The sequence below is a fragment of the Alloalcanivorax venustensis genome (assembly GCF_047495515.1).
Lineage (GTDB): Bacteria > Pseudomonadota > Gammaproteobacteria > Pseudomonadales > Alcanivoracaceae > Alloalcanivorax > Alloalcanivorax venustensis.
In genome coordinates this window covers 605,629-618,343 of sequence record NZ_CP179934.1, presented here as the reverse complement: position 1 = coordinate 618,343, position 12,715 = coordinate 605,629, and the positions used below count along the sequence as shown (strand labels likewise).

Here is a 12,715-nt window from a genome sequence, read left to right as displayed (position 1 = left end):
CGCCGCCCCGCCGTGGGGGATCGACAATGGGTGGTTACTTCAATCAGGCGCTGGTGTTGCTGGCGGCGGCGGTGTTGCTGCTGCCGCTGTTTCAGCGTCTCGGGCTGGGCAGCATTCTCGGCTATCTGGCCGCCGGCATCGTCATCGGGCCGCTGGGCCTGGGGCTGATCCCCGGCGCCGAGGCGGTGCTGCATTTCGCCGAGCTGGGCGTGGTGCTGATGCTGTTCCTGGTCGGCCTGGAGCTGGCCCCGGAGCAGCTCTGGGCGCAGCGGCGGCGGTTGCTCGGGTTGGGCGCCAGCCAGATGCTGTTCAGCGCCGCCCTGCTCACCGGTTTCTTCTTCGCCCTGGGCCAGCCCGGCCCGGCCGCCCTGGCGATCGGCGCCACCCTGGCGCTGTCGTCCACCGCCTTCGCGGTACAGATGCTGGTGGAAACCAATCAGCTGGGTACGCCCCAGGGCCGTAACGCCTTCTCGATTCTGCTGTTCCAGGACCTGGCGGTGATTCCGCTGCTGTTGCTGCTGCCGGTGCTGGCCGGCGGTGGCGCCGGCGACGCCCAGCCCAACCTGCTGGTGGGCGTGCTGGTGCTGGCCCTGATGTGGCTGGCCGGGCGCTACCTGCTCAACCCCTGGTTGGGCTGGCTGGCGCGGCTGCACAACCGGGAGCTGATGACCGCCACCGCCCTGCTGCTGGTCCTCGGCGCCGCCGAGCTGATGGAAACCCTGCATCTCTCCATGGGTCTGGGCGCCTTCGTGGCCGGCATGCTGCTCGCCAACTCCCCCTACCGGGAGCAGCTGGACACCGATATTCAGCCGTTCAAGGGCATGCTGCTGGGGCTGTTCTTCATCGCCATCGGCATGACCATGGACCTGCGCCTGCTGGCGGCGTCCCCCTGGTCGATCCTGGCCATGGGCGCGGCCCTGCTGGGGATCAAAACCCTGGTGCTGTTCGGCATTGCCCGGGCCTTGAAGGTGGGCGGCCGCGACGCCCTGCGGGTCGGCCTGCTGCTCAGCCAGGGCGGCGAATTCGCCTTCGTGCTGTTCACCCAGGCCGGGGCGCTCAACCTGCTGCCGACGGAGATGATCGCCCGGCTCAACCTGGTGGTGGCCCTCTCCATGGCCGCCACGCCGCTGCTGCTGAAACTGGTCCAGCGGCTCTGGCCGGCGCCCAAGACCGGCCACCGCAGCACCGAGGACGAGCCCGCGCCGCACGGCCAGCCGGCGGTGATCGTGGCCGGCTTCGGCCGCTTCGGGCAGATCATCGGCCGGATCCTGGTCAGCCGCCGCATTCCGTTCACCGCGCTGGACTCCAACCCGGACCACATCGACACCGTGCGCCGGTTCGGCAACGAGGTGTACTTCGGCGACGTCACCCGGCTCGACCTGCTGCACACCGCCGGGCTGCAGCACGCCCGCATCATGGTGCTGGCGATCGACGACGTGCAGGCGTCGCTGCGCGCCGTGCGCCTGATCCGCGAGCACTTCCCGCACATCACCCTGATCGTGCGCGCCCGCGACCGCTACCACGCCTATTCCCTGATGGCCGAAGGCGTCGAGCACGTCATCCGCGAAACGCTGGACTCCAGCCTGCGCGCCGCCCAGACCACCCTGGCCCAGCTGGGCATGCCGGAAACCACCGCCATCGACCTGGTGCGCACCTTCCGCGACGTGGACGAACGCCTGCTGCGCGAGCAGTTCGCCCACCGCGACAAGCTCGACAAACTGATCGAGCTCTCCGCCCGCGGCCGCGAGGAACTGGAATCCCTCCTCGAAGCCGGCAGTGACGACGGCCGCCGCGACGGGGGCCCTTAAAGCCGCAGGTCGTTGAGGCCCTTGCGGATGGCGCGGTCCAGCACCGGCTTGATCACGGCGGCGATCAGCGGCAGCTTGCCCTTGAAGACAATGGTGTAGTGCAGGCGGGAACCGCCGGCGGTCTCGGAAAAGACCATCACCCCGTGGTGATCGCGCAACGGGCTGCCCTTGGTGATGCGGTAGGCGATGCGGCGGTCGCGCTCGAACTCGGTGACGGTCTCTTCGAAGGCCGGCGTCAGCGGCAGCGACAGCCGGCGCACTGACCCCACGCCGTTGGGCTCCACGTCCCCCTCCTTGACGCGCCGCACCTTGGCCGGGGCAAACAGGGCGGACAGGTTCTCGTGCTCACTGAGGTGGTTGAACAGGTCGCTGACCGGGAACGGAAATTCCTTGTCGATTTCGATGCGTTGCTGGCCCATGGGCGCTCCGTGTCTGAAAAAAGAACGATTCTGAGCGGCCCCCGGCGTCTTGCCCAGGTTCCAAAAGGCCAGACGCCGGTGATTGTGTTGTTTTATGGTTAGCCGTGCTGGACCACGTCCACGGCGATGCCGGCCGGGTCGAGGATGACGAAGTGCCGGTCGCCCCAGGCTTCATCGCGGATCGCCACCTCGATCGGCACCCCCAACGCCTGCAGCCGCCGGTATTCGGCGTCCGCGTCGTCCACGTCGATGGTGACCCACAGGCCCTGCCCGTCGCGCAACGGGCGTTGAAACGCCGCCGCCTGGGCCTCCTGTTGCGGGGCCAGAAAACCCAGCTCGCCGCCGCCCAGCTCCAGCAGGACGAACCAGTCGCTGTCGAACAGCACCCGGCACTGAAACAGGCGCACGTAGAAATCCCGGCACGCCTGCGAGTGCTCGGTGACCACACCGGACCAGAGTTTCATCGTGTTGCTCCTTTGGCTTGAGAAGAAGCCCCACTCTAGGCCGGCGCGCCGGCCTGCTCTTGAATAAAGGCGACATCGTGCATCGGCAGCCGGGGCGCCCCCGGGGTGACGCCCAGGTAGCGTTTCAGCTCCCGGGTCATATGGCTCTGATCGGCGTAGCCGGCGGCCAGGGCGATGTCGGCCAGCGGCGCGGCGGGTGACGGTCGGCTCAGCAACGCCAGGGCCTGTTGGCTGCGGCGGATGCCCATGAACACCTTGGGCGGCACGCCGACCCACTCCAGGAAGTCGCGCTCCAGTTGCCGGCGGCTCAGGTTCAGGCGCGCCGCCAGCGCGCTCACGGTGACGCCGGGGGCGGCACGGGAAAGCAGCGTCAGCGCCCCGTCCAGGCGTCTTGGTTGGGGCGGCTGCCCGGCGAGCCACCGGGAAAGCAGCCGGTCCACGGCAAAGGCGGAGTCGGGGCGGGCGATCAATTCGGCGAGGCGCTCCGCCGACAAGCCGGCGGGCCGGGCCAGGGGTTGGGCGGTGTCGGTGAGCAAACGCCCGGGCAGGGGTAGGAAATGGCGGCTCTGGCCGGGCTGGAAGCGGATACCGAAATAGACACAGCCGGGCTCCACCGGCACGTCCGATGGCCGGGTGCTGGTGCCGAACGCCTGCCAGGCGCCATCGCCGTCGCGCAGGCGCAGCACCAGGTCCACGCAGCCGTCCGGCAGCACCCGGTGGCGGTCGCCGCCGCCGTCGCGGCTCAGCCAGTAATGGCTGACCAGCCCGCGCAGGGCCGGCGCCGGCGGGTAGCAGTGCAGAGTCTGGGCCGCGAAGGTGGTGTCCATGGGCATAGTGGAGCACACCCCGCGGCGGCCGTCACCGGGGTCAGTCCGCGTCGGCGCCGACCCGCGCCGCGCCGATGCCGCGCGGGTCGCTGGCGGCGGTGACGCTGTTGTCTTTGTGCCGCCAGAGAATCGCCTGCATGTTGCCGTACTCGCGGTCTACGGAGACCACGTCGTGGCCGCGCAGGCGCAGGCTTTTCGCCGCTTCGGTGTCGAGGAAGGCGGGTTCCGCCTGAACCTGATCGGGCAGGAACTGGTGGTGAAAGCGCACCCGGCTCACCCAGTCGTCCACCGGGGTGTCATTGGCCGCCTCGAGCACACCCAGCATCACCATGGTGATGATACGGCTGCCGCCCGGCGTGCCGAGAATCGCCACCCGGTCGTCGAACTCCACGAAGGTGGGCGTCATCGAGGACAACGGCCGCTTGCCCGGCGCCACCGCGTTGGCCTTGCTGCCCACCAGGCCATAGGCGTTGGGGCTGCCCGGCTTGGCGGAGAAATCGTCCATCTCGTTATTGAGGATCACGCCGGTGCCGGCGGGCATGAAGCCGCTGCCGAACGGCAGGTTGATACTGAGCGTGGCGGCCACCCGGTTGCCGGCCCCGTCGAGCACCGAAAAGTGGGTGGTATGGAAGCCTTCGCCGGTGGCGACGGGTTCGCCCAGCTCGCTGCTGGGGGTGGCCTTATCCAGCTTTATGGAGGCGGCCCGCTGCTCGGCGTAGGATTTACTCAACAGGTTATCCACAGGTATGGAAACAAAATCCGGGTCGCCCATATAGCGGCCCCGGTCCTGATAGGCGCGCCGCCAGGCTTCCACGGTGAGGTGAGGAAGTAAGTCCTCACTAATCTCGCCGCCGTTGAATTCATTGAGAATGTTCAACGCTTCCAGCATCACCAGCCCGCCGGCGGACGGCGGTGGGGCCGTGACGATGCGGGCGCCTCGGTAGTGGCCCACCACCGGCGCCCGCTCCTTGACCCGATAGTTGTTCAGGTCCTGTTTTGTCCAAATGCCGCCGGCCTCGCGCACCCCGCGTACCAGTTTTTCCGCCACCGGGCCCTGGTAAAAACCGTCTCGCCCCTGCTCGGCCAGGGCCTCCAGAACCCGGGCCAGATCCGGCTGCCGGATCAGGGTGCCGTTGGCCGGTATTTCGCCGTCATCCAGGAACACCGAGGCGGCGGTGGGGTAGCGGTTGAGCACGTCCTGGCGGTAGCCGGCCAGCGCCCGGTAGTGGTCTTCCACCTCGAAACCCTGGCGCGCCAGCTTGATGGCCGGCGCCAGCGTGGTTTTCAGGGGCAGCTCGCCGTAGTGTTCGGCGAGGTAGGCGAAGGCCGCCGCCTGGCCGGGAATGCCCGCCGCCAGGGCGCCGTTGACGGCGCGGTCGCGCACCACCTGGCCGTCCTGGTCCTGGTACATGTCCTCGGTGGCCGCCGCCGGCGCCGTCTCGCGGGCGTCCAGCATGGTTTGCAGGTCGTCCTTTTCGCGGTGCAGCAACCAGAAGCCGCCGCCGCCCATGCCGGCGGAATAGGGCTCCACCACCGACAGCGCCGCCGCCACGGCCACCGCCGCGTCGTAGGCGTTACCGCCCTGCTCGAGCATCTGGAAGCCGGCGTCGGTGGCCAGCGGGTGGGCACTGGCGATCGCCGCCTTGCCCGGTCCGGCGGCCTGGGCGGTGACGGCGAACAGCAACAAAAGCGGGAAAAACCAGCGCATGGCGGCCTCCTTCTGGCGAACGGGGTATCAGGGGCGAGAAACGGTCAGCCGCCCCGCTGCTGCTTCTTCAGGTCCAGCGCTTCCACCACATGGGGCGGCACGAAATTGCGCACATCGCCGTCGAGCAGCGCGATCTCGCGGACCAGGGAGCTGGAGATAAAGGACAAATGCTCGGCCGGCGTCAGGAACACGGTTTCCAGTTCCGGGGCCAGCTGGCGGTTCATGTTGGCGAGCTGGAATTCGTATTCGAAGTCGCTCACCGCGCGCAGGCCGCGCAGCAGGATATTGGCTTCCTGGTCCCGGCAGAAATGGGCCAGCAGCTTGGAAAAGCCGGTCACCTTGACGTTGTCCAGATGGCCGATGCTGTCTTCGACCAGCTTGACCCGCTCGTTCAGGGAGAACAGCGGGCCCTTCTTCTCGCTGGCCGCGATGGCCACCACCACCTCGTCAAACATACTGGCGGCCCGTTCGATCAGGTCCTTATGGCCGTTGGTGATGGGGTCGAAGGTGCCCGGATAAACAACACGGTTGGTCATGCTCGGCTCGCTTTCTCCAGAGATCGGGCGCCAAGCATAACGCAACTCGGTTTACGATTCAGGCCCGCAGCCGCTCCGCCAGAGCGGTGGCGTTGCGGGCGCTCAACCCGTAGATGCTCAACTGAGGGTTCACCCCCAGGCTGGTGGGGAACACCGAGCCGTCGAACACATACAGATTCTCCAGATGGCGGTAGCGCCCCTGGGCGTCCACCAGACCGCGGTCCTTGTCGCCCATGGGGCAACCGCCCATCACATGGGCGCTGCCCAGCGGCACGTCCAGGGCCTGGTAGCTGAGGTCCGCCATGGCCTCGCGGGCCTGCGCCCAGCTGGTATAGAACGGCGCGCGGATGTGGCCGGGCCGCACCGCCCGGGCACCGGCGGCGAACTGCATTTCCACCTGGCTGTACAGGCTGCGGCGGGCGCCGTCGAGCAGATAGTCGGTGACCGGGTAATCGAGCACCGGCTCGCCGTTGTCGCGCAGCTCCACGGTGCCGCCGGGGCTCTCTTCGTGGAAGCCGTCGCGCATCAGGGCGATGGAGGCGGCGGTGTTGGGCAGCGCGGTGATGTGCTCGCGGGCCTGCTCGCCGAAGCCGCCCAGCAGCGCCCCGGTGAGGCCGGGGTGCAGCGGCATCATCTCCAGCTTGTAGCCGATCGGGCCGTCCACGCCGCCGGTGAAGGTGAACTGGTCCGAGTGCAGCGACTGGGGCGCGCCGTAGTAGGGGGCGATCTCCCGGTCGTAGCGGCCGAAGGCGAAGCTGGTGACGTGCAGGAAGGTGCGCTTGCCCACCCGGCCGTCCGGGTCCGGCACCTCCGAGCGCAGCAGCAGCGCCGGGGTCTGGATGCCGCCGCCGGCGGCGATGATGGTGGGCGCTTTCAGGGTCACGGTGGCGCCGGTGGGGTTGCGGTCGTGGTTCAGGGGCGTCACCTGCACCGCGCTGACCCGGGTGCCGTCGTGCACCAGCTTGTCGGCGCGGGCGCTGTGGATCAGGGTGGCGCCGGCCTCCATGGCGGCGGGCAGCGTGGTCACCAGCATCGACTGCTTGGCGTTGGTGGGGCAGCCCATGCCGCAGTAGCCGATATTCCAGCAGCCGCGCACGTTTCTCGGAATCACCGACCAGTCCCAGCCGAGTTTTTCGCAGCCGCGTTTGATCACGTCGTTGTTAGCGTTGGCGGGCATCGCCCAGGGCTCGATGCCGAGCTGCTTTTCCATGCGCTGGAAATAGGGGTCCAGGTCCGCGCGGCTGGTGTTGTCGACGCCGAAGCGCTCACGCCAGTGGTTGAGGGTTTCCTTGGGGGTGCGGAAGCTGGAGGTCCAGTTGACCACCGTGGTGCCGCCCACGGTGCGGCCCTGCAGAATGGTGATGGCGCCGTCCTTGGTGGCGCGCATGGCGCCCTCCTGGTACAGCTGCCGGTAGGCGTCGCCCTCATTGAGATTGAAATCCCGGGAGCTGGTGAGGCGCCCGGCCTCCACCAGAATCACCTTGAGGCCGGCGGCGCTGAGGATCTCCGCGCTCACCCCGCCGCCGGCGCCGGTGCCGATGATCACCACATCGGCCTCCAGGGTGCGGTCGTCGCTGACGGTGGCGCCGTCGATCAGGTTCCATTTTTCCCCGGCGTTGTCCCAGGGGTCGGCGATATTCTGAATCTTAAGTGTGGACAGGTCCTGCATGACCCGGCTCCTTATTGTTTTGTCAGGGGAACGGGCGCTGTCAGGCGCTGGCGGTGCCGGACCCGACCACGGGCGGGCCGGGGTAACCGGTGGTCCGGCCCGCTTCCGGGGTAACGTACCAGGCCATCACGATCGGCTGGGTCAGGCCCTTGAAGGTGAGCTTGGGGAAGCCGCCGTCGTTGTTGGCCCAGTGGGCGAGGGTGTCGCGCAGTTGCGCGTCGCCCTGCTCCTCGAAGTGCGCCCAGGTGCCGGTGATCCACCAGCGCGCCGCGCCCAGCTGCAGTAAATCCAGAAGCTGGAACAGCTGGCCGCGCTGGCCGTCGGTGCCGCCCTGCAGCAGGCGGTCGAACGCCTGCAGGGCCTGGTCCGGCCCGGCGCCGTCCACCGCCTCCAGACCGCCGCCCAGCAGCGGCGCCATCAGCGGGCGCAGCAGGGTGACGTCTTTATCGCGGAGGTGTTTGTAGCCGCTGGCCGGGCCCGGGTCCGAGCTGCAGCCGGTAAGCAGTGTGCTGGCGCCGGCGCCGACGGCCAGTGCCGCCCCGCCCCAGACGCTGAGTTTCAGAAAGCCCCGGCGGTCGACGCCGGAGCCTGGCATGTTGTCCTGGTCCATTCACGGATCCTCGGCTGGCCTGTCTTCTTGTTGTTGGCTGGCGGACCGTCCCCGCCCTGACGGACGGGGCGCCGGTTATGTCAGCGGTTTTTACTTCAACATGAACTTGTAGATGAACTTATGCATGCCACGGCCGTAGGGCGGCAGGATGTGCTTGGTGGCGTTCATCTTGCCCTTCTTGTACACGCCCTTGGCCTTGGAGAAGGTGAGGAAGCCCTCCGGGCCGTGGTAGTGACCCATGCCGGAGGGGCCGACGCCGCCGAACGGCATGTCGTCCACGCCCACCTGGGTGATGGTGTCGTTCAGGCAGACACCGCCGGAATGGGTGTGGTGCAGCACGTGCTCGCCGTTGCGGGCGTTCCAGTCGAAGTAGTAGAGCGCCAGCGGGCGCGGCCGGTCGTTGACGTAATCAATGGCGTCGTCGAGGGTCTTGTAGGGCACCACCAGCATCAGCGGGCCGAAGATTTCGTCCTCGGCGATCTTCATGTCGTCGGTGACATTGAGCACCAGGGTGTGCGGGATCTTGCGGCTGCCGTCCAGGTTCTCGTCCGCCGGGTTGATGGTGATCACCTCGGCGCCTTTTTCACGGGCGTCGTCCAGATAGCCGTTCAGGCGGCGGTACTGGCGCTCGTTGATGATGCTGGTGAAGTCCGGGTTGTCGCGCAGCGTCGGGTAGAGCTCGGTGACCTGGGCTTTCCAGGCGTCGACGAATTCCCGCACCCGATGTTCCGGCACCATGATGTAGTCCGGCGCCACGCAGGTCTGGCCGCTGTTCAGGCATTTGCCGAAGGCGATGCGTTCCACCGCGTCCTTCATCGGGAAATCCTCGCCGATGATGCAGGGGCTCTTGCCGCCTAGCTCCAGGGTCACCGGGGTCAGGTTCTCCGCCGCGGCGCGCATGATGTGCTTGCCCACGGTGGTGGAGCCGGTGAACAGCAGGTGGTCGAACGGCAGGCTGGAGAACGCCGCCGCCACGTCCACTTCGCCGTTGACCACGGCCACGTGGTCCTCGGCGAAGGTCTTGCCGATCAGTTCCTCGAGCAGTTCGCCGGTGCGCGGCGTGGATTCGCTCATCTTGATCATCACCCGGTTGCCGGCGGCCAGCGCCGCCAGCATCGGGCCGATGGCCAGGTACAGCGGGTAGTTCCAGGGCACGATAATGCCCACCACGCCCAGCGGCTGGTATTCCACCCACACCTTGCCCGGCCACTGGGCGGCGCCGACCTTGCGCTTGGAGGGCTTCATCCATTTGCGCAGATGCTTGGCGTGGTACTTGATGCCTTCCACGCTGGTGAGCATTTCCGCCAGCTTGGTTTCGTCGGCGGAGCGGTTGCCGAAGTCGGCGTTCAGCGCCTCCACCCAGGCGTCCATGTTGTCCAGCAGCATCGGCTTGAGCTGCTGAATATGCTCATGGCGCTGCTCGGCGGTGGGGTAGGGCTGGCGGCGGTACGCCGCTTTCTGGGCGGCGAAAATGCGCTTCATGCGCTCGATCTGCGCATGCTCGGTTTGGAGTTCTTTGATCTCGGCGACCATAATGCGCCTCCCTGGGCGTTTGTTTATTAGACTGTCCTCGATTTTTAGAGTAATTACTCTAGGAGTCAACAGACTGTTTCATCGTCCCCGCAGTACGCTTTGATTTGGCCCGTTATGACCGACACGAAAACGCGCATCCTGGATACCGCCCTGAACCTGTTCAACCGTGCCGGCGAGCGCAACGTCACCACCAACCACATCGCCGAGGGTCTGGGCATCAGCCCGGGCAACCTCTACTACCACTACCGCAACAAGGCGGCGATCGTGGCGGCGCTGTTCGAACGCTACCAGGAGCAGATCCGCGATCTGCTGACGGTGCCGGAAGGGCCGCTCACCTGGCAGGACAAGATGCGCTATTTCGAGGGCATCCTGGAGTCCATGTGGCAGGCCCGCTTCCTGCACCGGGACCTGGCCCACTTTCTCCACCAGGACGCGGAGCTGCGCCGGCGCTACAAGGTGTTCGTCCAGGACAGCCTGGAGCGCGGCCTGGTGATCTACCGCAGCCTGCGCGACAGCGGTCTGATCGAGGCCAGCGACGAAGAGCTGCGCGGCCTGCTGGTCAACACCTGGGTGCTGGCGGCGTCGTGGCCCGGTTTCACCCACGGCCTGAACCCGGACGCCACCGGCGACGAGGCGCTGGACCGCACCCTGCTGCGCCAGGGCATCTACCAGATTATCTGTCTGGAGGCGCCCTACTTGCGCGGCGAGGCGCTTGATCATCTGGACGCCATGAAGCAGGAGTTCCGCACCGGCGACACCACCATGGACCTGCTGTTCGCGGCGGCGGAGGCGCCACCGGCGCGGCGCGCATGACGGCGCCGGTCACCGCTCTGGCCCGGCCCCGCTCGGCGCTGGCCTGGCTGGCGCTGGCGGCGGGGGTGCTGGCGCCGCTGCCCGGTGCCGGCGTGGTGGGCGCCGCCGCCGTGTTCGCGGCCATCGTGCTGGGCTGGCGCGACCTGCGCCGGATGGCGCGGGCGATCTTTGTGCTGGTCGTCGTCGCCGCCGTGCTGGCCCTGCCGGACGGCCCGGTGGTGCTGATCGACGCCGCCGACGCCATGACCCGGCTGACCGCGCTGATTCTCACCGTGATGTTGCTGTCCTCGGTGCTGGGCCGCTTTCCGGATCTGGGCCGGATCTCCGGCAGCCTGTTCGCGGGCCGGCCTCTGGGCCGCTACTTCAGCCTTTCCCTGGGCACGGCCTTCCTGTCGGTGCCGTTGAATTTCGGCTCGGTGGGCGTGGTGGGCGCCCTGGTGGGCGGCCGCATCAGCGAGCGCGGCGATTCCGCCGTCACCCGCAACGCCGCCCGCGCCACCCTGCGCGGCTTCGGCGCCTCGCCGATCTGCTCGCCGTTGTCGATTTCGGTGGTGGTGACCCTCACCTTCCTGCCCGACCTGCCGGGCTGGCAGCTGATTGCCTGCAGCCTGCCGCTGGCGTTGCTGTACCTGCTGGGCGGCGCGCTTCTGCGCGACCCGGAGCCGGCCGCCGCCGACGGTGAGCCGGCACCGTCCACGGGATGGGCGCCCTGGCTGCGGTTCGCCGCGGTGATCGCCGCTATCTGCGCCGCCACCTTCGGATTGAGCGGTCTCGCCGGGCTCAGCTATTCCCGGGCGGTGACCCTGAGCTGTCTGGCCACCGTGGTGCTGGGGCTGCTGGTGGAGCGCTGGCGGCGGCACCGCCCGTCGTTGCCGTCCCTGGCGCCGGTCACCAACGAGCTGGTGATCGTCGGCGGCTCCGCCTTTCTGGGGGCGCTGGTGAGCACCTTCGCGGCGCGCGGGCTGGGCGCGGATTTCGTGCTGCCGGTCTGGGGGTATCCGCTGGCCGCGCTGCTGGTGCCCTGGCTGTTTTTCGTCGCCGGGCTGGTCGGCTTCAACCCGATTGTCACCGGCGCCCTGGTGGGCGGCGTGCTGGCGCCGATCTGGCCGCAGGGCGCGGCCCTGGGCCTGGCGCTGGCGATGGTGTGCGGCTGGGGCGTGACCATCGCCGGCACGCCCTATTCCGCCAATGCCCTGTTGCTCGAGCGCCTCACCGGCTATCCGGCGCGGGTCGGCGCGCTGCGCTGGAACTGGCCGCTGTCGGCGGCGGCGCTGCTGGTGGCCGGCGGGCTGGGCGCCCTGCTGACCCTGCTGTTGGCGCCGGCGGGCTAGACCGGCAGAAAGCCGCTGGCGAACGCCGCCAGCCGCTGCTCCAGCCAGAATTCGGGGTGCCGGGGACGGCCGCCGACAAAGCCCACATGGCCGCCGCCGGAAGAGAGTTCCAGGGTGACGCCGGGGCCCAGCTCGCCAAGGGCCGGCAGCATCGCCGGGGTCATGAAGGGGTCGTCCTCGGCCTGGATCATCAGGGTCGGGGTGCGGATCGCCCGAAGGCGCGGCCCGGCGGAGGCTTCGGCGTAGTAGTGGGCGGCACCGCGAAAACCGTAGAGCGGTGCGATCACCCGTTCGTCGAAGGTCCAGAACGACCGGATGCCGCGCAGGTTGAGCGCCGCCAGCCGCTTCGCCTGGGCCGGATCGACCCGCTCCAGGTGCCGCCGCTGCCGTTTCAGCGTGGCCAGCAGATTGGTGATCAGGTGGCGCCGGTAGATCCGCGACAGGCCCTGGTCCATGCGGTTGGCGCACAGATCCAGGCGCAGCGGGCTGCACACCGCCACCGCCGCGCTCAGTGAACCGTCGTCCGCCCGCGCCAGCCAGTTGAGCACGCGGCTGCCGCCCAGGGACACGCCCATGGCGATCAGCGGGCCGTGCCGGTCGCGCCGGCGCAGCGCCTGGATCACCGCGTCCAGGTCCTCGATCTCGCCGGCGTGGGCGCACAGGGCGGTGTCGTTGGGCGCCGCCGCGCCGCGCGAGTTCATCGCCACCGAGGTGATCCCCAGCGCCGCCAGCCGCGCCTGGGTGCCGCGAATATAATGGGAGTCGCTGCAACCGGACAGGCCGTGCAGCAGCAACACTCTCAAGGCGCCGGTTTCCGGCGCCGGCCCGGCCCAGTCCAGCAGCAGATGGTCGCCGTCCGCCAGCGGCAGGGTTTCCCGGCGCCGGCTGAGCGGCTCGGGGCGCCGGAAGAAGGTCGACCACATTGTCTGCAGGTGCGCCGAGCGCAGCCAGGCCGGCGGCTGGAAGGCGGCCGGAATGATTTCGCCCATGGGTTGGG

12 protein-coding genes are annotated in these 12,715 nt (G+C 68.6%); 3 read left to right on the top strand and 9 right to left on the bottom strand.

Annotated elements, in window-relative coordinates:
• Positions 1–26 precede the first annotated feature (26 nt).
• On the top strand, positions 27–1,808 hold the full coding sequence (locus tag ACMG4O_RS02990) for a monovalent cation:proton antiporter-2 (CPA2) family protein (RefSeq protein ID WP_414434415.1): 1,782 nt from the start codon (positions 27–29) through the stop codon (positions 1,806–1,808).
• Here the strand turns inward: ACMG4O_RS02990 and ACMG4O_RS02985 are convergent.
• The 8 genes from ACMG4O_RS02985 to ACMG4O_RS02950 form a co-directional block, all read right to left on the bottom strand.
• On the bottom strand, positions 1,805–2,227 hold the full coding sequence (locus ACMG4O_RS02985; protein ID WP_142947936.1) for an SRPBCC family protein: 423 nt from the start codon (positions 2,225–2,227) through the stop codon (positions 1,805–1,807). The two genes, ACMG4O_RS02990 and ACMG4O_RS02985, sit on opposite strands and share 4 nt — an antisense overlap.
• Before the next feature lie 98 nt (positions 2,228–2,325).
• Positions 2,326–2,691: a VOC family protein gene (locus ACMG4O_RS02980; protein WP_414434414.1), complete on the bottom strand. Its 366-nt coding sequence runs from the start codon at positions 2,689–2,691 to the stop codon at positions 2,326–2,328.
• A gap of 35 nt (positions 2,692–2,726) precedes the next feature.
• A complete protein-coding gene (locus ACMG4O_RS02975; protein WP_414434413.1) occupies positions 2,727–3,524 on the bottom strand; it encodes an AraC family transcriptional regulator in 798 nt (265 codons plus the stop codon).
• Between the two features lie 34 nt (positions 3,525–3,558).
• On the bottom strand, positions 3,559–5,226 hold the full coding sequence (gene ggt, locus ACMG4O_RS02970) for a gamma-glutamyltransferase (RefSeq protein ID WP_414434412.1): 1,668 nt from the start codon (positions 5,224–5,226) through the stop codon (positions 3,559–3,561).
• Positions 5,227–5,270: 44 nt separating this feature from the next.
• The gene (coaD, locus tag ACMG4O_RS02965) at positions 5,271–5,762 is read right to left on the bottom strand and encodes a pantetheine-phosphate adenylyltransferase (RefSeq protein WP_067610341.1); all 492 of its coding nucleotides are present in this window, start codon (positions 5,760–5,762) and stop codon (positions 5,271–5,273) included.
• A 58-nt stretch (positions 5,763–5,820) separates the two neighbouring features.
• Positions 5,821–7,431, bottom strand: coding sequence for a GMC family oxidoreductase (locus ACMG4O_RS02960; protein ID WP_335628266.1), 1,611 nt, complete (start codon positions 7,429–7,431; stop codon positions 5,821–5,823).
• Positions 7,432–7,471: 40 nt separating this feature from the next.
• Complete coding sequence (locus tag ACMG4O_RS02955) at positions 7,472–8,041, bottom strand: Tat pathway signal protein (RefSeq protein WP_414434411.1); 570 nt, start codon at positions 8,039–8,041, stop codon at positions 7,472–7,474.
• Positions 8,042–8,131: 90 nt separating this feature from the next.
• Entirely contained in the window at positions 8,132–9,574 is a 1,443-nt protein-coding gene (locus ACMG4O_RS02950) for a coniferyl aldehyde dehydrogenase (protein ID WP_370185123.1), read from the bottom strand.
• Positions 9,575–9,688: 114 nt separating this feature from the next.
• On the opposite strand from ACMG4O_RS02950, the gene ACMG4O_RS02945 reads away from it, so the two are divergent.
• Together ACMG4O_RS02945 and ACMG4O_RS02940 are read left to right on the top strand one after the other, a co-directional pair.
• Complete coding sequence (locus ACMG4O_RS02945) at positions 9,689–10,387, top strand: TetR/AcrR family transcriptional regulator (protein ID WP_142947929.1); 699 nt, start codon at positions 9,689–9,691, stop codon at positions 10,385–10,387.
• The gene (locus ACMG4O_RS02940) at positions 10,384–11,718 is read left to right on the top strand and encodes a hypothetical protein (RefSeq protein ID WP_414434410.1); all 1,335 of its coding nucleotides are present in this window, start codon (positions 10,384–10,386) and stop codon (positions 11,716–11,718) included. Before ACMG4O_RS02945 ends, ACMG4O_RS02940 begins: the two co-directional genes overlap by 4 nt.
• Here ACMG4O_RS02940 and ACMG4O_RS02935 read toward each other — a convergent pair.
• Entirely contained in the window at positions 11,715–12,707 is a 993-nt protein-coding gene (locus ACMG4O_RS02935) for a YheT family hydrolase (RefSeq protein ID WP_414434409.1), read from the bottom strand. The genes ACMG4O_RS02940 and ACMG4O_RS02935 overlap by 4 nt on opposite strands.
• Between the last annotated feature and the right edge of the window lie 8 nt (positions 12,708–12,715).